General features: G+C 42.1%; 25 protein-coding genes and 1 tRNA gene. 11 read left to right on the forward strand and 15 right to left on the reverse strand.

What is annotated here, in order from left to right:
* Positions 1-3: 3 nt before the first annotated feature.
* From gatE to hdrA2, 3 genes are read right to left on the reverse strand one after another with little or no spacing between them, the layout of a single operon-like run.
* Positions 4-1,905 carry a Glu-tRNA(Gln) amidotransferase subunit GatE gene (gatE, locus tag CP947_RS00910; protein WP_096711387.1) on the reverse strand — a complete coding sequence of 634 codons (1,902 nt, stop codon included), beginning with the start codon at positions 1,903-1,905 and terminating at the stop codon, positions 4-6.
* 51 nt (positions 1,906-1,956) lie between these two features.
* Complete coding sequence (locus CP947_RS00915) at positions 1,957-3,270, reverse strand: 4Fe-4S binding protein (RefSeq protein WP_096711388.1); 1,314 nt, start codon at positions 3,268-3,270, stop codon at positions 1,957-1,959.
* Positions 3,267-5,621 carry a CoB-CoM heterodisulfide reductase HdrA2 gene (gene hdrA2 / locus CP947_RS00920; RefSeq protein WP_096711389.1) on the reverse strand — a complete coding sequence of 785 codons (2,355 nt, stop codon included), beginning with the start codon at positions 5,619-5,621 and terminating at the stop codon, positions 3,267-3,269. Before hdrA2 ends, CP947_RS00915 begins: the two co-directional genes overlap by 4 nt.
* A 146-nt stretch (positions 5,622-5,767) precedes the next feature.
* On the opposite strand from hdrA2, the gene trxA reads away from it, so the two are divergent.
* From trxA to CP947_RS00945, 5 genes are read left to right on the forward strand one after another with little or no spacing between them, the layout of a single operon-like run.
* Complete coding sequence (gene trxA, locus CP947_RS00925) at positions 5,768-6,193, forward strand: thioredoxin (RefSeq protein ID WP_207891979.1); 426 nt, start codon at positions 5,768-5,770, stop codon at positions 6,191-6,193.
* 16 nt (positions 6,194-6,209) lie between these two features.
* On the forward strand, positions 6,210-6,530 hold the full coding sequence (locus CP947_RS00930) for a ferredoxin-thioredoxin reductase catalytic domain-containing protein (protein WP_096711390.1): 321 nt from the start codon (positions 6,210-6,212) through the stop codon (positions 6,528-6,530).
* Between the two features lie 32 nt (positions 6,531-6,562).
* Positions 6,563-7,024, forward strand: a complete 462-nt coding sequence (locus tag CP947_RS00935) for a (Fe-S)-binding protein (RefSeq protein WP_096711391.1) — start codon at positions 6,563-6,565, stop codon at positions 7,022-7,024.
* Positions 7,025-7,040: 16 nt separating this feature from the next.
* Complete coding sequence (locus CP947_RS00940) at positions 7,041-8,282, forward strand: formylmethanofuran dehydrogenase subunit B (protein ID WP_096711392.1); 1,242 nt, start codon at positions 7,041-7,043, stop codon at positions 8,280-8,282.
* Positions 8,279-8,677 carry a molybdopterin dinucleotide binding domain-containing protein gene (locus CP947_RS00945; protein WP_308736806.1) on the forward strand — a complete coding sequence of 133 codons (399 nt, stop codon included), beginning with the start codon at positions 8,279-8,281 and terminating at the stop codon, positions 8,675-8,677. The genes CP947_RS00940 and CP947_RS00945 overlap by 4 nt, the downstream gene beginning before the upstream one ends.
* A 1-nt stretch (position 8,678) precedes the next feature.
* Here CP947_RS00945 and CP947_RS00950 read toward each other — a convergent pair whose 3' ends face one another.
* Positions 8,679-9,527, reverse strand: a complete 849-nt coding sequence (locus CP947_RS00950) for a methanogenesis marker 8 protein (RefSeq protein ID WP_096711393.1) — start codon at positions 9,525-9,527, stop codon at positions 8,679-8,681.
* A 16-nt stretch (positions 9,528-9,543) separates the two neighbouring features.
* Positions 9,544-10,845, reverse strand: coding sequence for a phenylacetate--CoA ligase family protein (locus CP947_RS00955; RefSeq protein ID WP_096711394.1), 1,302 nt, complete (start codon positions 10,843-10,845; stop codon positions 9,544-9,546).
* 337 nt (positions 10,846-11,182) lie between these two features.
* Between CP947_RS00955 and CP947_RS00965 the strand changes: the two genes are divergently transcribed.
* The 3 genes from CP947_RS00965 to CP947_RS00975 all read left to right on the forward strand — a co-directional run bounded on the left by CP947_RS00965 (position 11,183) and on the right by CP947_RS00975 (position 13,068).
* Positions 11,183-12,382 carry an MFS transporter gene (locus CP947_RS00965; RefSeq protein ID WP_096711396.1) on the forward strand — a complete coding sequence of 400 codons (1,200 nt, stop codon included), beginning with the start codon at positions 11,183-11,185 and terminating at the stop codon, positions 12,380-12,382.
* 79 nt (positions 12,383-12,461) lie between these two features.
* Complete coding sequence (locus tag CP947_RS00970) at positions 12,462-12,641, forward strand: PLDc N-terminal domain-containing protein (protein WP_096711397.1); 180 nt, start codon at positions 12,462-12,464, stop codon at positions 12,639-12,641.
* Between the two features lie 106 nt (positions 12,642-12,747).
* Complete coding sequence (locus CP947_RS00975; protein WP_096711398.1) at positions 12,748-13,068, forward strand: hypothetical protein; 321 nt, start codon at positions 12,748-12,750, stop codon at positions 13,066-13,068.
* Positions 13,069-13,101: 33 nt separating this feature from the next.
* On the opposite strand, the gene CP947_RS00980 is transcribed toward CP947_RS00975, so the two are convergent.
* Positions 13,102-13,947, reverse strand: coding sequence for a YihY/virulence factor BrkB family protein (locus tag CP947_RS00980; RefSeq protein ID WP_096711399.1), 846 nt, complete (start codon positions 13,945-13,947; stop codon positions 13,102-13,104).
* Between the two features lie 266 nt (positions 13,948-14,213).
* Here CP947_RS00980 and CP947_RS10335 point away from each other — a divergent pair, with 266 nt between their 5' ends.
* Positions 14,214-14,444, forward strand: coding sequence for a hypothetical protein (locus tag CP947_RS10335; RefSeq protein ID WP_132130884.1), 231 nt, complete (start codon positions 14,214-14,216; stop codon positions 14,442-14,444).
* A 324-nt stretch (positions 14,445-14,768) separates the two neighbouring features.
* Here CP947_RS10335 and tnpB read toward each other — a convergent pair whose 3' ends face one another.
* Positions 14,769-15,881, reverse strand: coding sequence for an IS200/IS605 family element RNA-guided endonuclease TnpB (gene tnpB, locus CP947_RS00985; protein ID WP_096711400.1), 1,113 nt, complete (start codon positions 15,879-15,881; stop codon positions 14,769-14,771).
* Between the two features lie 215 nt (positions 15,882-16,096).
* Between tnpB and CP947_RS00990 the strand changes: the two genes are divergently transcribed.
* Complete coding sequence (locus tag CP947_RS00990; protein ID WP_096711401.1) at positions 16,097-16,582, forward strand: LabA-like NYN domain-containing protein; 486 nt, start codon at positions 16,097-16,099, stop codon at positions 16,580-16,582.
* A 46-nt stretch (positions 16,583-16,628) separates the two neighbouring features.
* Here CP947_RS00990 and CP947_RS00995 read toward each other — a convergent pair whose 3' ends face one another.
* The 6 genes from CP947_RS00995 to CP947_RS01020 form a co-directional block, all read right to left on the reverse strand.
* Entirely contained in the window at positions 16,629-17,543 is a 915-nt protein-coding gene (locus tag CP947_RS00995) for a TIGR00269 family protein (RefSeq protein WP_096711402.1), read from the reverse strand.
* Positions 17,533-17,670: a thiamine S protein gene (locus CP947_RS01000; protein ID WP_132130885.1), complete on the reverse strand. Its 138-nt coding sequence runs from the start codon at positions 17,668-17,670 to the stop codon at positions 17,533-17,535. Before CP947_RS01000 ends, CP947_RS00995 begins: the two co-directional genes overlap by 11 nt.
* Positions 17,671-17,728: 58 nt before the next feature.
* Positions 17,729-18,400 (reverse strand): thiamine phosphate synthase, encoded by a 672-nt coding sequence (gene thiE, locus CP947_RS01005; RefSeq protein WP_096711404.1) that lies wholly within the window; start codon positions 18,398-18,400, stop codon positions 17,729-17,731.
* 27 nt (positions 18,401-18,427) lie between these two features.
* Entirely contained in the window at positions 18,428-19,219 is a 792-nt protein-coding gene (gene thiM, locus CP947_RS01010; RefSeq protein WP_096711405.1) for a hydroxyethylthiazole kinase, read from the reverse strand.
* Positions 19,220-19,366: 147 nt separating this feature from the next.
* Positions 19,367-19,711 (reverse strand): hypothetical protein, encoded by a 345-nt coding sequence (locus tag CP947_RS01015; RefSeq protein ID WP_096711406.1) that lies wholly within the window; start codon positions 19,709-19,711, stop codon positions 19,367-19,369.
* 88 nt (positions 19,712-19,799) lie between these two features.
* Entirely contained in the window at positions 19,800-21,578 is a 1,779-nt protein-coding gene (locus tag CP947_RS01020) for a thiamine pyrophosphate-dependent enzyme (RefSeq protein WP_096711407.1), read from the reverse strand.
* A gap of 418 nt (positions 21,579-21,996) precedes the next feature.
* Here CP947_RS01020 and CP947_RS01025 point away from each other — a divergent pair, with 418 nt between their 5' ends.
* Positions 21,997-22,647 carry a YggS family pyridoxal phosphate-dependent enzyme gene (locus CP947_RS01025; RefSeq protein WP_096711408.1) on the forward strand — a complete coding sequence of 217 codons (651 nt, stop codon included), beginning with the start codon at positions 21,997-21,999 and terminating at the stop codon, positions 22,645-22,647.
* Between the two features lie 8 nt (positions 22,648-22,655).
* On the opposite strand, the gene CP947_RS01030 is transcribed toward CP947_RS01025, so the two are convergent.
* Together CP947_RS01030 and CP947_RS01035 are read right to left on the reverse strand one after the other, a co-directional pair.
* Positions 22,656-22,729, reverse strand: a tRNA-Val gene (locus CP947_RS01030).
* Between the two features lie 120 nt (positions 22,730-22,849).
* Positions 22,850-23,149, reverse strand: a complete 300-nt coding sequence (locus tag CP947_RS01035) for a hypothetical protein (protein ID WP_096711409.1) — start codon at positions 23,147-23,149, stop codon at positions 22,850-22,852.
* Between the last annotated feature and the right edge of the window lie 129 nt (positions 23,150-23,278).

Consider the following 23,278-nt stretch of genomic DNA (forward strand, 5'->3'; position numbering starts at 1 on the left):
TTATTAACTATTTATGTGTTCTTCAATCTTTTGCTTCAGGATGTTACTTACAACCTTACCATCAACTTTTCCACGGAACTGGCCCATGACAATCCCCATGAGAGGGCCAACAGCTCCCAATCCCTTTTCATTGACAAAATCAGCCCTTTCCCTGACAAGATTGACTGCAAAGGATTCTATTTCAGAAGTATCTATACCTGAAAAACCAAGTTCTTTCAAGGCTTCATCTATACTTAAATCCGGTTTTTCAGCAAGCAGGCGCAGTAATTCATCAATACCTTCCTTGGCAATTTTGCCTTCTCCTATGGCATCAAACAAGGCAATAAAGTGATCATCCTGTAGTTTTTCGACATCAATCCCGTCCCTGCGAAGTTCAGGCAACCTGCCTGTAAAAGTACGGGCAACCAGAGTAGCACCTATTGAACCATTTAAAGAAAATCTATCCATGATTTTTTCAAAAAGGAGCAGATACTTTGAGTAAACGATTTTTTCAGCAAGTTCATCGTTTAAATTGTATTCTTCTGTGAACCGTTTACTTTTATCGATAAGAAGTTCAGGGGTTTCAACGGATTCAAAGTAAGAAGAGGATATATCAATTACGGGAACATCTGTCTCGGGATACATACGTGAAGCACCCGGCAGTGGTCTCATGTATGCAGTATTTCCATCAGGCAGAGCCCGTCTGGTTTCCTCGGGTACAAATTCCAGGGCTTCGCGAGCCCTTATAAGTACACTTTCCATCGCACCGTGTGCCTTTTTGTAAGAATCGGCAACCAGTACAACTGCATCCCCATCAGCAGCTCCCACAGATGTTCTCAGGGATTCCACTTCATCTGCAGTGATGCCATATTTCGGGAGTTCGTCGGTATGGAAAATTCCACCCACACCGGAAGGTTTTGCCCTGTCTGAAAACTCCGTGCCAAGCCTTCTTCCAGGCTGCACTTCTTCTCCTATGATACCATCAAAACCGATTAACCTGATAGCAAGGACTTTTCCTTTTTTAAGTGCACGTTTGATAACCTTGGATTCGGTTTTCTTGAAAACATCAGTTACATCAAATATTTCATTATGTACGCCCGCAGACCTCTGTTGCAGCATTTCACGGATACGTAACAGGTTAACCTGTCTTTCGACTTCAAGTTCGACAATGGCTTCGATCATATCCAGGGCCTGTACACCCTTAACCTCGATCCTTGCACCTTCAGCAATTGAGATATTCACATCCTGGCGGATGGTCCCCTGTCCCCTTTTGACCTTCCCGGTAGAACGCAACAACATACCTATAATCCGGGCTGTTTCCCTGGCATGGGCAGGGGTTATTATATCGGGAGCAGTCCCGATTTCCACAAGAGGGATTCCCAGCCTGTCAAGGGAATAAACAATGCTATCCTTTTTATCCTCAATCTTCTGGGCAGATTCTTCTTCAATACACAGTACATCAACACCCACCTCATTCAGACTTGTGGGTATCGTTCCGTCATTTGCAAGGAAAGCAGTACGTTGAAAACCGGTTGTGTTGGAACCATCAACAACTATTTTACGCATTACATGAAGTTGCTCCACTGGTCGCATGTTCATCAGTTTTGCAACCACAAGGGCAATGTCCAGGGCCTCGGTATTCAGTTTGCGGGGTGGTTCCTCATCATATTCTACAAGACAGGTAGTATCATAGCCCTTGTAAACATACTTACGGTTGACCTTTGTCTGTTCCACAGCCGCACGGTCTTTTTCACCCATTTCACTTTCAGTGGCCCTCAAATACCTGTAGAATTCTACATTGGACTCTTCAGTATCACGCAATGTAGTCGGGCACCTGCAAAACAGTTTTTCTTTTGAATCAAGCTGCTGGTGGATCTCCAGTCCGCACTTCAGGCCAAGTTCCCTGTAATAATCATCATTGTTCATATGGATATCACCAAGATCTGCTAAACAAGAACATGTAAAGGTATAAAGTAGTTATTTTTCGATATCTGAGATTTGCTCTGTACCTTCTTTTCTTTTTTCCCATTTGCGCCTTAATTTCACATCTTTAAGGGTAGGGCGCAGCTTTTCCATTTTCTCTTTTACCTTTTCCTGCAATTTTTCATCAATTTCCGGGAATTCGATATCAATGTGCTCTTTTGCCTTTTCTTCAGGCATTTCCAGGACTCTTGAGGTATCCGGTCTTTTACGTTTGCCGCTTACCAGCGCATCAATAGCATCTTCCCATTGTTTTGACCAGGGGGTATCGGGTATTGGAGAATGGCACACACTATCTCTTTTAACTTCCATTACATTATCAGGACAGGCTTTCTCGCAGGCACCACAGAAAGTACAGAGATCATCCCTGGCGGCTATTTTCTGCCCGCTTTCGGGAATATACCAGAGATGGGAAGGGCAGACATTGAAGCAGGCATGGCAACCGGTAGGATCACATTTGTTTATGTTTGCATCGATAAGCTTTAACTCACCCTCAAAAGGTTTGGTAATATCCACTGCATCATAGGGACAAACAATATCGCACCAACCGCATACCGTGCATTTCTCCGGATCAATCCGGGCACCACCCTCTATTACGGGTGCTTCCCCGCGTCTTGTCCCCTTCACCTCGATAGCATCTTCCGGACAGAGGTCTGCACACAAGACACAGTAATCACACTGGTCCTCATCCACAAGTAGCTGCTCAAAAGGCATGGGATCGACCGCCCCCGGTTCCTTTTCAAGCAGCATGAAAGCATCACAAAAACGTGCACAAAGGCCACAAAGTGTACACTTATCCTCATCAATGATGATCTCGCCTTCTTCACCCTCTTTAAACGGGGCGAGTTCCTCCTTGGTCTGCATTTCAATTTCGAGATCAATTGCATCTTCGGGACAGGTTACTTCACAAAGCAGACACGGAAGACATTTTTCATTTATCGTTGCCTTTCCTTCCAAAACAGGGAACAGGTCATCTTCCGGGAAATCACCTTCTGCAGACATCCGAAATGCATTTACCGGACAGAAGTTGGCACACATGGAGCAGAATGTGCATTTATCAAGATCCAGCATTACAGGAGGGGCATCCATTCCAGTTGCGATCTCATGTATAGGGCCGGCTTCAAGGGCCTCAGTGGGACATATCCTGACACAAAGACCACAACCAATACACCTTTTGTAATCGTAATCAAGTGTTCTGGTACCCTTATCGGTTTTTTGCCGATACAATATGTGACTGTCTTCCACATCCATTTCCTTTTCCACGGAAAGAGATTGTTCTACAGCACATTCTTCTTCCAGCTCCTCACTCATCTGTCAGCCCCCTCTAGTTCAGAGCCGATTGGACCGATTACTTTCAGGTAATCAACAAAATCTTCAATTATATTGGCAAATTTTTCCCCTTCTGCAGCTGATATCCATTCAACACGCAACCTGCCGGAATCAAAACCTGATTCCGTAAGAACCTCTCCCAGATTTTCCATCCGAGTTTGTGCATGATAGTTACCATTCACATAATGACATTCCCCGAGACGACAACCAGCAACAAGTACGCCGTCTGCACCCATGTCGAAGGCCTCCATCACAAAATCAGGATCTACACGGCCCGCACACATTACCTTTATAATTCTTACATTGGTGGGATACTGGATTCGGGATGTTCCGGCAAGGTCTGCTGAAGCATAACTGCACCAGTTGCACAGAAATGCAACAATCAGGGGAAACTCATCTTTTACTTCCAGAGCTGCCTTTATCTGTGCCCTTACCTGTTCGTCGGTATGCTGATGCATTGAGATAGCATCCACCGGACAGGCTGCACTGCAGGTACCACAACCATGGCAGGAAACCTCATCAACAAATGCCTTGCCATTTTCGATTTTGATTGTACCGTAATCACAAACATCAGCACAGATACCGCATCCGATACAGGTATCAGAATCCACATGAGCGCTTGAGGGCTCCGTGCGAAGCTCACCAGGTTGAAGCAGTCTCATAGCCCGGGATGCAGCCGCACTACCCTGTGCAATGGAAACCTGAATTTCTTTGGGTCCTGAGGCACAGCCTGCAAGGAAAACACCGTTGATATGTGAATCCACCGGTTTCATCTTGGGATGGGACACAGCAAAGAACCTGTCAGGCCGGCTTGCCATTTTCAGCATACTCCCAATTGGTTTTGCGGACGTGTCAGCTTCCATGCCGGTGGATAATATGACAAGATCGTACTGTTTTTCTTCTATTCTGGATTCCAGGGTATTCTCATACCGCAGGGAAAGAGAACCATCGTGTTCCTGCACAATCTCAGCTACTCGGCCCCGTACGAAATCTACCCCCATCGCCTGGGTCTTGGTGTAATATTCTTCGTACATCTCTCCTGAGGCACGTATGTCAATATAGTGAATAGTTATTCGAATCTCCGGATAGCGCTCTTTTAGCAACTGGGCATTTTTCATTGCTGACATGCAACAAACCCGGGAACAATAGGGATTTCCCACAGATTCATCCCGCGAACCAACACATTGTATAAATGCCACTTCCTCTGCAACCTCACCTGTTGAAGGACAGGTAACCCTGCCCCTGGTGGGTCCTGAAGCATTCAGTAGCCGCTCAAGTTCCATATTTGTCATGACATCGGGATATATGCCATACCCGTACTCCTCTTTCCTGGATGCATCAAACAAGCGATATCCTGTGGCGATAATTATTGCTCCAACATTCAGCTGGAATCGGGTGGTCTGCTGCTCAAATTCCACTGCATCTGCAGGACATGCCTGCGCACAGAGGCCACAGCCAACACAATAATCACTATCAATATATGCAACCTGTGGAACAGCTTGCGGAATAGGAATATTGATTGCCCGGGTTTTACCAAGTCCACTATCAAACCGGGAAGGAATTTCCACAGGACATACCCTTGAACATTCATCCACACAACCCTTGCATTTTTCTTCGGATACATATCGGGGCTGAGTGGTACCGGTAATCTCAAAGTTACCGACCGAACCTTCAATTGCAGTAATTTCAGAAAGGGTGTGAAGTTCGATGTCAGGATGGTTAACAACTTCGGTCATCTTTGGGGCAAGGACACAGATGGAACAGTCATTTGTAGGAAATACTTCATTCAACAGAGCCATCTTTCCACCAATCGTGGGCTCTTTTTCAATCATATGAACTTTATAGCCCGTATCTGCAAGATCCAGAGCTGCTTCAATACCTGCCACGCCCCCACCTATTACAAGTACCTCCTTACTAACAGGTGTACTCTGGATCTTGAGGGGTTTCAGAAACTTTAGTTTTGCCACACCCATCTTGATAAGATCAAACGCTTTCTGGGTGGCCATTCTTGGATTATCCATATGCACCCAGGAACACTGTTCCCTGATGTTAACTATCTCAAGAAGGAATGGATTGATACCTGATTTTTCCAGTACTTTCCTGAAAGTAGTTTCATGAAGTTTAGGAGTACAGGCTGCAACAAGCACACGTTCAACATTATGTTCTTCAATATCATTTGCAATCTTTTCTTGCCCGGAATCCGAACACATGAACTGGATATCTGATGCGATCACAACATCATCCAGGGATTCTACCTGTTTTAGAAGAGCTTCAATATCGACTACACCTGCAATATTGAGCCCGCAGTGACAAATGTATACTCCTATTCTCATAAAAGTGCCCCTTTGTGGCTCTCTGATTTCATCTTAGACATGATATACCTTTGGATATAAAAAACGGTCGTGTGGATTGTGTGAACACTGTGCACAAAAGAAATAATATAGAAGGAGAATATAACTAAACCATTGAAAGGTGATCAATGATGGGACTGGGAAATTTTATCAAAGGACTTTTCGGCAAAGGCGCACCCTCAATGTCAACGTCAGAGCCTGTTACAGAAGCTATAAATACAAATCTCTATAAAGTTAATTCCCTGGCTTTTGAGCAGGAAGTTGTGAAAGCAGAAACTCCTGTAGTTGTCGATTGTTTTGCAAAATGGTGTGCACCCTGTAAGAAAATGGCCCCTGTGTTCGAAGAAGTCGCTGCCGAATATGAGAACCAGGTCAAATTTGTAATAATTGACCTCGATCAATCAAAGGATATTGCCAAACAATACCATGTAGTTGGAATCCCGACACTTTTGCTCTTTGACAGTGGGGAAGTAAAAGAAAAACTGGTAGGCAATACCACAAAAGATAAACTTAGAGCATCAATCGAAGAGGTATTCAAAATCAAATCTGAATGATTAAGGTGAAAAAACTATGGTCAGTCAAGAAGACAAAGCAAAAACAAAAAACTGGGTTACTAAATATGCTCAAAAGAAAGGATACAAACTAAACCCCGATCCTGAAATGCTGGATCTGGTAATTGAGGGGCTGGCGAACAACAAAATAAAGTACGGCAAAGGTTACTGTCCCTGCAGAATACCTTCAGGGGATAAGAAGGAAGACAGGAAAATAATATGTCCCTGCATCTACCATAAGGATGAAATTGCAGTTGATGGTTCATGTCACTGTGATCTGTTCTTCCAAAACGAAGACAATGGTATAAAAGAAGAGCAACAAAATGATTCAGAAGACTAAGATTTCCTTTTGTCCTCCAGAGTGGTGAAACAATGGCCAATGCGATGGAGATATACCAGCTTCTCCCGAAGACTAACTGCAAGAAATGTGGCAAATCCTCATGTATGGCCTTTGCTGCAGCCTTGCTTTCCAGGGAGAATAAACTTGATGAATGTACTCCGATGCTGGAAGAGGAAAAATACAGTGAAAATTACACAAAACTTAAAGGTCTGATTTCACCTGCAGAAGAGGCGTCAGAAACCGGCATGATTGTACATGAGGAGCTATGCATAGGTTGTGGCAATTGTGTTGTCGCCTGTCCTGTAAATGTCGCAGAAGACCCAAAAGGTGCAGGTAGTGGAAACGCACCTACTAACGAAAGGGTAATCCTGAAAGTTGAAGACGGTGTTGTACGTCTATCCAATGTGGAAGATTGCCGCAGATTCGGAGAGAATAAAATACTTTGTAGCGGTTGCATAGTTACCTGCCCCACAAAAGCAATTGAATTTGTCTGATTTTAGGAGGGAGCCTTTGGAAAGAGAATACCATGTTTGTACAGGATGCGCTCTTTTGTGTGACGATATAGAACTGAGGGAAGAAGAAAACAAGACCATTATAGATAGTGCCTGTCGCAAAGGGGTTGCGTGGATAAAAAATTGCCAGCATCCTCTAGAGTGTACTGTGGATGCAAAAGATGCCACATCTCAGGATGCAATTGAAAAGGCAGCTGAAATTCTGAAAAGTGCCAAAAATCCCCTCATATTTGGTATGGGAAATTCGAGTCTTAAAGCCCAGGAAAAAGCCATTGAACTGGCAAAAAAATCCAATGCCTGCATTGATGACACCTCATCGTTCTGCCAGGGTCCTTTTGTTGAAGCAATTCTCAATGATAAAATCAAAAGTTGTACACTGGATGAAGTAAGGGACAAGGCTGATGTAATTGTATACTGGGGATGTGATCCTTCAAATTCCCATCCCAGACATCTTTCTAAATATTCTTATTTTCCCAGGGGAAGAATGCGCCAGAGGGGGTGGGAAGAAGACAGGACGGCAATAGCAATTGATGTACGCAAATCGGATACAGCAATAATATGTGAAGATAATTTTTACCGGATTCCTCCAAAAGCAGACGCCGAATTTGCCCGGGCTCTGACAGAAGCCCTATCAGGAAAAGTACCGAAAGTAACCTTTGGTATGAAACCAAAAGAAATTCTTGAACTTGCAAACGTGCTGAAAAAAGCAGAATTCGGTGTGATATTTGCAGGATTGGGGCTGGTTTATTCCATGCACGACCTATCACCCATGGAAGATCTTCTGGAAGCCCTGAACAAGAAGACAGACTTCCATTTGATGCCTATGGTCGGGCAGTATAACATGCGTGGCTTCAACCATACCCTGTTTGACCAAACAGGCTATATTAACAGGGTAAGTTTTGATGGGGAAGATATAGGTCATGGGCCCCAATACTCAGTTGTGGAGGTATTGAAAGAGAAAAGAGTAGACGCTGCCCTTATCATCGGTTCAGACCCCCTTTCCAGCCTGCCCGGGAGTATAGCTGCAAATCTCAAAGAAATCCCAACCATTGTAATTGACCCCTGTAAGACCTTCACTTCCCAGATTGCAAATGTGACAATCCCGTCGGCCGTTACTGGTGTGGAATGTAAAGGGGAAGCAATTCGGATGGATGGGGTCAAAGTCGAACTAACACAAATGAGAAAATCGGATAAAATGGCCGATGCAGATATCATTGAAAAAATAATGGAGGCCATATGATGGGTTTTGATCAGTTCCTTTCATCTCCTGAAATGGAAATCCTCATTATCACTCATCGTGATATCTTCCAGAGTGCAGCAAATAGTGATAGCCGTTTCTCAGATGATTATGCAAACCTTACAGCAATAATCCGGCTTGATAAACAGGACATGAAAAAAGCTGGACTGAAGGAAGGAAATCTTGTAACTATTGAAAATAGTGCAGGGAAAGTAGTTGTAAAAGCCCTCCAATCCACCTATGAAGAACCACATCCTGGCACCGCTTATATGGTAAACGGACCCTGGGTAAATGCACTTGTATCTGCTGAAACAAGCGGTACGGGAGTACCTGCATTCAAATATATAGAAGCAAAAATGAAAAAATCAAAGGAAAGTTCAATTACTTCCTTTGAATAATTCAAACCAGTTCCCGGGGCTGTTTATGTTCCGGTAACACCGGCAGGGGCATTGTATTTATAAGGACAGGGGATTCCACTTCCTTTGCCCTTTCAAGCAGCATTTCCTTACCCTTTTGTGTTAATGCAAAAAGCGGTACTGCCGTGCCTACCTGTGCAAGGGGTTTAATTAATTCCCGTATCTGGCGGGAAGCACACCCTGTCGTAATGTCCACATGCTGGAAAAGTTCCATTGCTTCCTCTTTTCCCAGACCTGTGGTATGTGCCGCAACGATAAGCAGGTCCAATTCACCTTCAGCTTCAAGTTGTCTCAGGCGTGCTGCATTTTCGGAATGGACCACAGTGACTGCAATTCTCCTGTAGCCCAGTTTAGCTGCTTTCAGCACACCACCCTCCGGGTTTATTTCAGCAGTTGATGGATCCAGTACAATTCCGCCCTTTTCTGCTATACCATTAATTACAGCATCAATGGGTTCTGTTTCAATCAGTCCTGAGATACGGGCACCCATTCCCTGTACAAGTTTAGGGTTGTTTGTGATCACAGTGCCCGCTCCATCGCACACGGTGACAGTAGTATCAAGCATATCCCGATTCAGGCCGGTCATCATGACTTCAGAAGCACCGAATCCTACGAATACATCCTGCTCCAGTTTCCTTTCGGATGTGAAAAGACCAAAATCCTTTATCCGATATTCCATATTTTTCCGCGCAGCTTCTGGAGTAATTTCCTTGATTCCATGCACCTTATCAAAAATGGGACACCATTTCACGGTAGGTTCCCCAACCTCGATAACTTTGCCATTCTTTACAACAATCCGGGTCTTTCCCAACAATTCCATTACATGTGGCATATGTTTAAACATCCTTTTAGAGTGCTTCACGATGATCGACTACACGTTTTGCTTTTCCGGTGGTGCGAGGAATAGTACCTTTTTCCGCAAGATCAACATTGGTGCGTATATTCAGTACACTTTTAAGTTCATTTTCGACATGTTTTTTAACAGCAGCCAGATCTTTCAGTTCCCCTGTAAAAGCATTATCGGATAGTTCCACCCTGACAGTAATTTCATCCATTTTATGTGCATTACGTTTGAGCAGTATCTGGAATTGATCGGTAATCTCATTAATACCCACAAGCACATCCTCAATCTGGGATGGGAACACATTAATCCCGCGTACGATTAACATATCATCTGCCCGGCCCATTATACGGGAAATTCGGGTGCTTGTTCTTCCGCATGCACATTCGGATTCAAGCAGTCGGGTAATATCACCTGTATGATAGCGTATTACAGGAAAGGCTTCCTTGGTGAGGGATGTCAGGACAAGTTCACCTTTTTCCCCCTCGGACACCTGTTCCCCATTTAAATCCAGTACCTCTACAAGGAAATGGTCATCCCATATATGTAACCCATCCTGCTCTTCACACTCAAAAGCAACCCCGGGACCGATAAGTTCAGATAGACCATAGGAATCATAAGCCTTCATTCCAAAGACATCCTCAATATCTTTTCGTGTGTTGGATGACCAGGGTTCTCCTCCAAAGGTGCCTATACGTAATGAAAGTTTATCCAGAATATCCATCTCTTCTGCGGTTTCAGCAAGATAAAGAGCATAAGAAGGAGTACAATTAATTGCAGTTACTCCAAAATCCTGCATCATTTCAAGTTGCCTGGCAGTATTGCCGGTACCCGCAGGGACGGTCATTGCACCAAGTCTTTCAGCACCGTTATGGAAGCCAAGCCCTCCGGTGAAAAGTCCATAATTCAGGGAATTCTGGAAAACATCATCCGGTCCAACTCCTACCATTTTGAGATCACGGGCCATCATGTCTGCCCATGTACGAATATCATTTTCTGTATATCCGACAACCGTGGGTTTTCCACTGGTTCCAGAGGATGCATGAATACGGACTACATCTTTGTTAGGAGTTGCGAAAAGTCCGAAAGGATAGTTGGCACGGAGATCGGATTTTTTTGTGATGGGAAGATTTGTGATATCATCAACTGTATTGATATTTTCAGGGCAGACATCAAGTGCTTTAAATTTGTCTTTGTAGAAAGGAACGTTTCCATAGACGTTTGCAGCCGTTTTTTTTAGTCGTTTTAACTGTAATTGGCGCATTTCATCTTTTTGCATGGTTTCATATTCTGGCTGCCAGTATTTCATCACAGGATCACCTTTTCGTTTTTGATTGGATTCAATATTTATAAAGATTTACCATGTAAAATTTGCAAATTTAACGGTATTATGATACTGGTAATTTTCTTTTATGAATTCAGTTATATAAATCAAATAAGAAAGGAGAAAAATGTTACAGAGAATTACATGATGGCAGCCTGTGAACCTATTCTTTGGGCACTCCTTATCCAATCAGGTAATCTATGTGTGAATTTCCTGCAGACTTCATCCAATCTGCTTAATTAGATAAACATTTTGTACTCCGGAAATCTATAAAGATATATTCCCTTTAATAGATAACCCATAAAGATATCCGGATCATGTCATGAAAGAAAACCAGCACTCTATTGACAGACAACTCTACATCCTGTCTTTTTCCAAGGTATTTAAAGATCTGGCAACAGGTATGCTACTGTTTTTTATACCTCTATATGCGGCCCGGCTTGATGCAGGAATAATAGCAGAGATGCCTGCAGTACTGAAAGCCGGGATTGCAACTGCAGCTTTTGGAATTGCAAATTCAATATCCCAGCCTTTTATGGGCCGCTTGAGTGACCGACTCAACAGGAGAAAGGATTTTCTTGTTGTGGGATATGTCATTTATACCCTTCTCTGTTTATCCTATCCCTATACTTCCTCACTTGAGAGCCTGACAGTACTGCGTGTTATACAGGGAATTGCCATTGGAGCTACAGTTCCTGCGATTGTAGCAATGGTTACCCACCTTTCCACTTCATCTGTAAGGGGCCAGGCAATCGGGATATACTCAAGCCTGAGGGGTTTTGCTTTCGGGATAGGTTCCATCATCGCCGGAGGAATACTGGCGATATCAAACTTTGATGTTGGATTCTATATATGTGGATTTCTTGTACTTGCAACTTTGTTATTGGTACAATTTTTCGTAAAAGAAACAGCACCCCCACCACAACCCGAAGAACCAAAAACGGCGGACCATGCAAACCAGAAGGAGTACTATGTCCTTGCAGTTGCAATTTTCATGATGATGGTGGGAATTACCATCGTCCTTTCCCTTCTACCGGCCTACCAGCAGAGGCTTCAGACAGGGGAGTTTTTCCTCAGCCTGGCAGTTTCAGCCTATGTAATATCCCGTATTGTTTTCCAGACACCAATGGGAATTCTGTCCGATCGCATAGAACGCAAATGGATAATTATCTCAGGTATTGCAGTAAATGCCCTGATTGTTGTCGGATTGGGACATGTAATACATATTGAAGAGCTAATAATACTGCGAATAATGCAGGGAATCTCAATGGCCGCAGTCGAAACGCCCTTGATGGCTTTGGCAGTGGATATGACAGGCGGGCATTCAACAGGCAGTCGGATAAGCGTAATAACAGGTGCACAGGCGGCAGGTATGGCAACCGGACCCCTGTTTGGAGGAATACTGGCCGGCTATGTATCCTTCGAAACACCATTCCATATATGTGCGATATTGATATTGGCTTCGGGGGTTTTAATACTGAAAGGGGTCCATACAGAAAACATTAGAGAAAGGACGCCATAATAAACTAATTTTCCACATAGCCTTATATAATCAGACAAACAAAGTTATAGACATATCTAATATACTGGAGGAAAAGTAAATGGTATTAGAACAAATATGGGGAATCGTGACCTTACTGGCTACCATATGGGTAATATACGATGTATTTACCAATAATAGAAGACTTAGTACCATGATGAAAGTCATATGGGTAGTAGCTGCATTGTTGTTTGGTGTACTTGGAGCTATAGCTTACTATTTCATTGGCAAAAAACGATGATTATCAGATAATATCGCTTACTTGCTAAAATGATATTTTCATTATTAATTATTCTTAAAAAACTATATTTAGTTGAAAGGATGTGTACCGTTCAGGGTTCATCAACATGGTATGGATTAAAGTAAAAGAGGGTAAATACCTGGCTTCTGACAAGATCAGGACAATATATAAAAAAGTAGAAGGAAGCAATGCACGATTCCTGAGAATATATTGCGACCAGACAATAATATATACAAATGATTTGCACAGGGTGGTTAAAAGCAAAAAAATTCCTGAAGATGTCCTTCTGGATCCCGAGTATTACAAAAAATGCCAGGATGCGGATAAATTGATACAGCTGTTACTTCAGGAAATAGAAGATGCCAAAAAAAGCGGTGATCTGATAATGGATTTGCAAACTATCCTGAAAAAGTATGATTATATCTGATTTTCAGATGGCAAACATCTTGCTATCTCTTTTTTAGGCAGATTTGTTACTTTTGGCATTCTTTGAGCGTACATTGATCATCTCCACTACAAAGGTTACTGCTATGAATGAAAAATATACCCAGAGCAAAAATCCAATTATGGAACCTATGGCTCCGTAAACTGTGGTTATATTGCCATAAGACAGGTAAAAGGCTAAAAAATACTTGGCTATTGTAATCAGTAATACCGTAAAAAGTGAACCCTCCAGTACATATCTCATGCCGATTCTGGCCTCAGGCAACACTCTGTAAATATATATGAATAACACCAGGAGGATGAGGAAATTCGAAAACGAACTGGCATATTGTATGATTTTCAGGTTAAAAGGGACCAGCTCATTCAGTAAACCATATCCCATCAGGAAAAATGCTTCAACGAATGTGTTCAATACCAGCAAAAAACCAACCACAAATACTCCTATCACAGACGCAAAACTTTTTTTCAGGAAATGATGCAACCAGTCAGATTCAGGACCGGGGAAACCCCACATATTATCAATTATCTTCTTGAACTGCCTGAAAAGGTTACCACCGGCCCATACGAGGAGAAGGAAACTTATAGCTGCCCCGGCGGTAAGGGATGCAATATCGGGTATCTGGTAAAGGAGACCTTCCACCAGATATATCAATGTCTCTCCTGCTACCAGATCGATGTAGCCGATTATGGCAGACTCCAGATGACGTGCCTTCAATAAATAACTCCCTACGGACACGGAGAACAAGAGTATAGCAGGCAGGCTTAGGATAAGATAGAATGAAAGAGCCGCACTGCTGGTTATACCGTCATCTTCATTCCACTGCATCAGTGTTTCCCTAAAAAGGCCGGATAGCACTTTCATTAATACCAAATTGGTTTACTGACGTATATATTTCGTTGTCCTGTATCCAAAAGACAATTTCAACAAGAACTATGTGTTATGAAAAATCGTAAATATAATTTTATTGTAATCTATATATTTATTTATATCTTGTCAGTTTATATCATTATGGTGCGATATGAGCTGAATCCATTGAGTAATGGATTACCTTCTACAGCTCAATAGAAGTAAAGGTGGTATGAGATTATGAAACCAAAATTCAATTACTTATTGCATTCATTGTCCTTATGACAATGTCCGTAGGCGGTGTTCTTGCCGGAGATGACTGCCAGAAAACGGTTACACTTTATGCAGGACAACATATAGACGTAGGAATAGTAAACCTGTCGGAAATATGTGTAGATAACCAGCCGACCCTCAGAATAACCTATGAAGTGGACGAATCCTGGAGAATAACAGAAACTCATCCGGACGTAGCCAATAATCCGGTGTCATTTGCCGCATTTACAGCAGCCTGAATTGTTGTATAATTTCCGCTACCACTGTCATCCACAGTAATTTCAACCGCCATTGCTGCTGATGAAAGTAATGCCAGTGCTATCATGCTGACAGGCAAATGTTTGGTATGCATACCTTTATCCCCAATTGAGACTTGTATTCAACCGTTTTTATCCTTGATGTAGTATACAGTCGTATATATGTATAAATCTTCTGAACCACAGGTACTAACCAATGGTACGCAACAAGTGAACTACACCACGCTTACGCATGGTGATTCCTGCTTCATTCTTTGAACTTATGTTCACAAGTCCACAGGCTCTCCCCGTAGTTCCTACGGTGCTTCAAATACCTATCAAATTCTGTTTATTTAAAGCAAACTTCTTAATATTAATTGCAGCATTGACATCTCTGTCATGGGTTTCACCACAATCAGGACATTGCCATTTACGGTCTGCAAGTGTAATGTCTTTGTTATGATACCCACAGACATTGCATATTTTCGTGGATGGTTCAAATTGTCCAATTCTCAATATGCTTTTGCCATACCATTCTGCTTTATATTCCAATTTAGTTACAAAAGAACTCCATGATACATCAGAGATAGATTGGGCAAGACAATGATTCTTTAACATGCCATTAACATTCAATGTTTCCAGTGCAATTGCTTGGTTTTCGCTAATTAATCTGGAACTCAACTTGTGCTGAAAATCATTTCTCTGATTTGCTATTTTCTCATGAAGTTTGGCTATCTGCTGTTTTGCTTTACCTCTATTTTTTGAACCTCTTTGTTTTCGTGAGAGACGCTTTTGTAATACCTTCAGTCTTTTTATTGAATTATTTAGATATTTGGGATTGTCTATTTTTTCACCATTAGACATGATGGCAAAATCTTTGATTCCAACATCAATACCAACCGCACTATTTTCATTAAAATCCTGTTTATCAGGTAATTCTTTACCATCATCTACAAGAATGCTGATGAAATATTTACCAGACGGTATCTTTGATACTGTTGCGGTTTTACATTTTCCATCAAAGTGCCTGTGTAATATTGTTTTAATCCATCCAATTTTGGGAAGTTTGACTTTATTCGTCTCAAAATCCACTTTATAATATTGTGGAACAGAAAATGACTGTACTGGATTTTTCTTTGATTTAAATTTGGGAAAACCTTTTTTCTCACGGAAAAACCTGGTAAAAGCATTCTCCAGATTAAGAGTAGCTCCACGCAAAGATTGTGAATTGACTTCTTTCAGCCATTCCATATCTTCATATAATTTTGGAATTGTTTTATTCAATGTAAATCTGGAAATTGATTTTCCGTCTTGCTCATAGGATTTAATTTTCTGTTCTAAGGCCCAATTATAGATTACCCTCACACAACCAAAATGCTTGCTAAACATTTCTTCTTGCTGTTTTGTTGGATACATTCTATATTTGCAGGCTTTCAACATATATATTCACCTGTGTCTTTGATACTATTTGTATTCTGTGTCAAAACAATGAAAGACGCATTCAGATCCCACCTCACGGAAGTAGTCTTCTGCTTAATTAGATAAATTTGAACCTCTATTTTTTATATTATGAAACATAAAAAACACTAAAAACATTACTCCAAAAGAGAAAGGAAGACAATAAATAATTAAACATAAAATATTACAGGTAATCCATGTTTAACAGCCAAAAATTAGCGGTTTTTGTAGACGTGCAGAATATGTTTTATTCTGCCAGAAATATCCATTACGGGAGACTTGATTACGAAAAACTTTTACGTGCTGTCGTAATGGAAAGAAAATTGACAAGGGCAATAGCCTATCTTGTAGAAACCCCGGATATCGACCAGTCAGGTTTTAAAAGTTTTATTGGTTCAATTGGTTGGGAAGTAAAAAGTAAGGCCCTGAAGGTAAGACCTGATGGTTCCACCAAAGGAGATTGGGATATGGGGATAGCAATTGATGCGATTTCAATTGCACCCAAAGTAGATACCATTGTGCTTGTTAGTGGAGATGGCGATTTTGTCGATCTGATAAATCACCTGAAAGCTGTTGGTGTACGGGTTGAAGTCCACTCTTTTAAAGAAAGTACAGCCGAAGAACTTATTAATGCCGCTACAGCCCATTATCCAATTGAAAGAAGGATGTTACTGGATAGATGAACAAAAACCTCCAATTACTCACTGAAGCTGGCTGATTTAACAAAAATTATTTTTTTGCGTCGATCAGAATGCAGGCACGACAGATGTCACCTGATGTGGGCCCACCACATATATTGCACTCTTTTTTACTTTTACCAGAAGGATTCTCTACATTTGCTATCGAAGATAGTAAGGAATTATAATTATCCGCAAACTGCCCGGTTATATTTGGATATGTTGATTCCATATTCAAAAACATTTGTCTGACTTCTGCACGAAGCGAAGGTCCTGCATAAGGACATTCTGGAAACTCACGAAATATGCCTTTGAGGATTCCATATAATGCAATTTCATACTCATTTAAAACTGAAAGAGGCTTTATCCTCAATGATTCCTTACCGGAATTCGGGGATGCAGTATTAATTATTGCATCTATATTTGCGGTAAGTATGTTCATCATGGCGGTTTCGGCCTCATCATCTAGAGAATGTCCTGTCGCAAGTTTTGGGACAGCTATGCTAAAGGTTTCCTGCTCCAGTATTTTTCTCCGTAGAACACCACAAAGAGTACACGCTGAAACATTTCTTTTTTTCAAAAGGCTGGGTAGGGATCCACCAAAAGTTTCCCTGAAAGATATTATCCTGTGCTCAATATTCAAAAAATTTGCAACTTCCTGTGCATAAGCAAGGGTTTGTTCCCTGTAATTCGGTATCCCTTCATCAACCGTAATAGCAGTAAGTTTCACTCTCTCAAAGTACGGAAGTATTTTGGACAGGATGTACAAAAGAACTGTGCTATCCTTACCCCCTGATAATGCAACTGCTATATGCTCATTATCCAGAATAAGGTTTTGATCTGCAATATGTGTCCTGACTTTCTTTTCTACCATTTCACAGAAATGAGTTGTACAAAGGAGATATTCCCCTCCTGATACTGCGTTTGCTCCACAGGTTTTGCATAGAAGAGGTGTTTCAGCCGCCATGGGATATCCGATATACTTGTAGGGTATCTTCAGAATAAACAGTCGTTTCGACTGGTATTACGGTTCCTTCCCTTGCCACGATAACAGATAAAGGATTTATATCTGCCATTTCCAACACATCTTTCAACGGTATACTATCAGCGAGGATTTCTATATAATTGTCCGATAAATTCAGGATCATCTTATCACTTTACATTAACTCTGTTTGAGGAATTCTGCTTTATTTTCCGGATAGTTTCAATAAAATACTTTGTTTCTCTCTTTACATCATCACTGCAAACGATTGCGGAAATAGCAACCAAACCATCGGCCCCATTTTCAACAACTGACACACAGTTGTCTTTATTGATACCCCCTATGGCAACAATCGGAATATCAATTATAGTTTTGACAGCCTGAACCCTTTCAGGTCCAACACCCATACCTGCATCCTTTTTAGTAGTAGTGTCAAAAATCGGGCTGAAACCTACGTAATCAGCTCCCTTTCTTTCTGCCTCGATTGCTTCATCTGTATCATGAACTGTAAGGCCGATTATCTTATTTTCACCCAGAATCTTTCTCGCAGCATCAATCGGCATATCGTCCTGTCCGATGTGTACCCCATCAGCTCCTGCAGCCAGGGCTACATCGATACGGTCATTTACCAGAAAGATAGCATTATCCCCACATATTTTCCTGATCAGGATAGCTTCTTCGATCATCTCTTTTGTGGTCTTGTCTTTCTCCCGATACTGCACAATCTTACACCCGGCCGCTACTGCACATTTTATATCGGACAATGTACCTTTCCTGGATAGGCCGGAATCTGTCACAAGGTAGAAATCAATATCATTAAGCAAAGATTTCCAGAATGGCATAAATTGAGCCCTCATAGATCTGTAATTTCAGCCATCAACACTCTCAATATTTATCATAGGTCCTGCTTTTTCATCAGTAAGCCCGGACACTTCATCATACAAATGCATCTTGAAACTGCCACTGCCGGTTGACTTGGCAGCCGCAAGTTCCCCGGCAACCCCGAAGAAAGACAAAGCATCTATTGCTGCATCACAGAAATCATCGTTCAGGGCTGCAAATGAACCTATTATTGAAGCCGCCATGCAACCGGTGCCCACAATTGAACCCATTTCTGAATGGCCGTTTTTTATGGAAAAGATCCCTGAACCATCACTGACTATATCTTCTTTGCCGGTCATCACAACAGTACATGATCTTGAGATGGCCAAATTTTTTGCAAGCCAGAAAGGATCAGCATTGATAGAAGTTGCTTCAACTCCTTTTGTGCGGGCATTTTCACCTGCCAGTTTTGCAATCTCAGAATAGTTGCCTTTAATGATATCAACATGAGCACTGTCAAGGATCTTTGCAGCCATTTGATTTCTGAATTGAGTTGCCCCTACCCCTACTATATCGAGTACCACAGGGATTTGTTTTTCGTTTGCAGCCTTTGCGGAAATTATCATGGATTCAATAAGTTCAGACGTCAGGGTTCCAATGTTAAGTACAAGAGCAGAGGAAATTTTAGTCATATCAGCACATTCTTCTACAGCATGAGCCATTACGGGAAGTCCACCAAAGGCCCTTGTTATATTTGCACAGTCATAAATTGTAACCCAGTTGGTGATATGATGGACCAATGGTTTTGTTTCTCTCAGTTTTTTTAATGCATCTTTCATTGCCTTCCTCCGTAAAATTCCCATTACTGTTTTTCACAATCGTGAATAGATGTTGCATAATATCTAATAAACCTTACGTCAGCCAGATGAATGAAAAAAGATTAAGATAACAGACCAAACCTTGCAGGTCTATTGGCTTTCTACAATTTATTCACAAACATTATTAGCAGTATAAATCTTGATAATTTCACCAGCCTGTTCCTCTCCCGCCCTACTGGCCACCATTTCCTGAAAAGCCATGACATAATCCGGTCTCAAGCAACCAAGGCTTTCCCTGCCATCTTTTATCAGGTTCAGTAGATATTCCAGTTCCTTTTCTGAAAGTGATTCCAGACGATGGGAAAAATCAGATATATCTTTGGAAAAATGATTTGCAACCGGTGGTAAGATTGACTTGAAATTGACCCCTGAACTGCTGCATTCCAGATCACTGCACTCAGGAGCAAGCTTTTTCAGTAACTCTATGTCTTTTCCATCTAGTTTGCGTGCCATATAGTTCTTTTTTGGGAATTATTGGTTAAAAAGGTGTGTTTTACCAAAACCAGGAAAATGAATTTTGCCGGTAGCATCCCTATAATATTCAATCCACTCTTTTGGTACTTGCAGCAGTCTTATCGGGATCTACAACCACATCGATAATAGAAGGTCTGGTGGATTTGAATGCTTCTTCAAGGGCTTCATTCAGTTTTGCCGGATCCTCTATCCTATAGCCTTCGCCTCCGGTAGTGTTAGCATATTCCGCAAAATTGGGATTGGGGAAACTAACACCAAATTCAGGATAACCGGACCTTAGTTCTTCCTCTTTTATGTTCTTGAGTTTGCCGTCATTAAAGACAATGACATTGATTCCTAACTCTTCGCGCACAGCAGTGGTGAAATCAGCCATAAGCATTCCAAACCCGCCATCTCCTGTGACACAAATTACCTGCTTGTCAGGATTATCAAGTTTTGCCGACAGGGCTGCAGGCAGTCCGAATCCCATACTGGCAATATTGGCACACATGAAAGTCTCCTGGCCTTCACACATGAATTTCTTGTAGAACCAGTAGGTATGGTCGCCCACATCTACACAAATTATAGCATCAGTGTCTGCATGGCGTTTAAGGGCCTGTATCACATAACCGGGATTTACAGGGATGGAGAGGTCCTGTGCATCGGCTTTTAGTTCCTCATAATGCTCCTGTTTCATCTGATCTATATGTTCTAAAAACCCAGTGTTTTCTTCCTTTTCATCAACAAGAGGAAGAAGGTCTTTAAGTACAAGATCCGCATCCCCAACAATAGCGGCATCTACATCAAAGGTTTTTCCGATTTTGGTCGGATCGATATCTATCTGGACAATCCTGATTCCTGAAGGAACAAGGTTGGCCTGTCTGAATCCCGAACCTATGATAACTATAAGTTCACTGTTTTGTACAGCTTTTGCCGCATGTTTTGACCCTATGGAACCAAGTACACCCAGACTATAACGATCGGTTTCGTATACCACACCCTTAGCCCTGGAAGTAGTGGCAATAGGGGCTTTGATTTTTTGTGAGAGTTGTGTTAGCAATTCACCACTGTGACGACAGCCCCAACCTGCAAAGAGAGTGACTTTCTCGTGATTGTTGATCAATTCTGCAGCCCTTTTCACATCTTCAAACCTGGGAGCAGTCTGGTTTGAAACCAGCCTCTTTTCAGCGGAATATACATCCCCGCTAAGTTTGCCGGCCAGGATATCAGTGGGTGTGCTGAGTACCGAAACACCGGGTTTTTTGAAGGCATATTTAGTAGCCCTTGTGACCAGACCGAGTGCCTGGTTCTCCCGGGCAATGGTTTCTGTAAATTCAGCAAAGGAGGAGAACAGTTCTATCTGGTCGATTTCCTGGAAAGCTTCACTGCCGAGATAGACCTCTGCCACCTGACCGGCAAAGGCAAGCACCGGACTCCTGTCGGTGGCAGCATCCATTAAACCGGTGATAAGGTTTGTAGAACCTGGACCTGCTATGGAGATACAGACGCCCAGCCCGCCGGTGATCTTCCCATGTGCAGAAGCCATGAAAGCAGCGGTCTCCTCGTGTCTTGTGAGAATGAATTTTATTTTGTCACTCCTGCGGATGGAGTCTATCAGGGGCAGGTTGGAATCCCCGGGAATCCCATAGACAAACCTGACACCGAAGACTTCCAGTTGTTCGACGATCTTGTCGGCAACCGTCGTTTCTACTGATTCGTCTTCTTCTTCCCCGCCTTCAGGAACAAAAGCAGATTTAGGAGCCCCGCATACCGGACATGTATAGTCATCAGGCAGTGAATCAAAATCCTGCCCTTCAACCTCCTCATCATAAACCCAGTTACAAACCGAACATCTGTATTTTGCCATGCATTTCCTCCAAAATTCCCCTATTATATGTGGTATTCATGTGACAGGATTGTTTATCAAATGCAGAGAACTCCAAACAATGAATTTCCCTTGCATAAGAGGCAAACATCTCCCCTCAAATTGTCAATAGCTGCAAGTCTGATAATTATATGCCGAAACTATGTTGGTACTAGTGAATGATAATTTTTCCTGTGGGTTTATCAAAATGCCTTGAAAAAGAAGAAATATAGCATAAAAACTTTTTATTGATTGTTCTTATTACTACATATTAACGGCATCTGCCGGGGATGCTTTCTATGCTTATCCAGTTCAAATCCTCGATGGAATTGAAGAGAAATATAAGGATAATGAAAACAAAATTCACAATCAGAATGATTTAAATATACCAAATTTTGAATGAAGCATTACGGGGACATCAATGCCAGTCGATAAAAATATCAAGAGGATTCTCGAAAAAATCGGTGACAGGACACTCATCTGTGTCACCAAGACAATAGAACCCGAAAGGATCAACGAAGCCATCCGGGCCGGGGCTACCATAATCGGAGAGAACCGGGTTCAGGAATATGAAGATAAGCGCGAGGAAATCCTGCCCTGTGAGACACATTTGATAGGTCACCTGCAGACAAATAAAGTCAAAAAGGCTGTTGAGTTTTTTGATGTTATCCAGTCAGTCGACTCCCTGAAAGTAATAAATAATATTGATAGTAGAGCCGGGGATATCGATAAAGTACAAAGGGTCTTCCTTCAGGTAAACATAGGCAATGAGCCACAGAAACATGGTTTCAGGCTGGATCGGATCAAAGAAGTGATAAAAGAAATCTGCTCCCTTCAAAATATACGTGTGGAAGGCCTGATGTGCATCCCTCCTTTTGTCCCTGCCGAACAAACCCGTCCCTATTTCCAAAAGATGAAAGCCCTGTTTGATGAAATAAAGCAGGAAAACCGCGGCAACATCGAAATTCAGGAATTGTCAATGGGAATGTCCAATGACTACATGGTAGCCATCGAGGAAGGGGCTACAATGGTGCGTGTGGGTTCGGCCATATTCGGGGAGAGGGAGTATTGAGAATTCAATGGGCCCGCTGGAATTCGAATCCAGGATCTCCGCCGTGTGAAGGCGACGTCATAACCGGCTAGACTACGGGCCCATGAAAGATATTCACCTAAGTGAACCACAATAAAATATAAGGTTTTCGACAAATTAGAAAATAGGAGAAGACAATTTATAGAAATGTAAAAAAGAAAATGTGTGGTGAGAGACACCACTTTTATTCAACATACATCAATTTACCTTCTTCTCCGGGGTCTACCTGATACCTGGCATCACGTTTCCATTCGTAATTTCCATCGTTTTCACTGATTGCCCAGATGTCGTAATCCCAGTGTACCCTGTCACCATTTTCATCCAGCTTTGTCCAGCCGGTGACACCGAAGTAAGTATCAGAAAGGGTATTCATTGCCAGTTTAGTACTTTCATCATTCTCAGGCACTGCATCGAGATCCACGAATGTAGCCAGCCAGAGAACATCATATGCAGCCCAGTGCATATGTTTCAGGAGCCGGGCCAAGTTCTTCCTCAATTCTGGATTTGACTACCTGATAGCGGTCATTTTCTTCCTCATAGCCATAGATTGGTGCCTTTAGATAATAAGTGAATCAATGGTAAGGTCTATCAATCCGGTACAATATTATGCACG

Source organism: Methanohalophilus euhalobius (assembly GCF_900215215.1).
Lineage (GTDB): Archaea > Halobacteriota > Methanosarcinia > Methanosarcinales > Methanosarcinaceae > Methanohalophilus > Methanohalophilus euhalobius.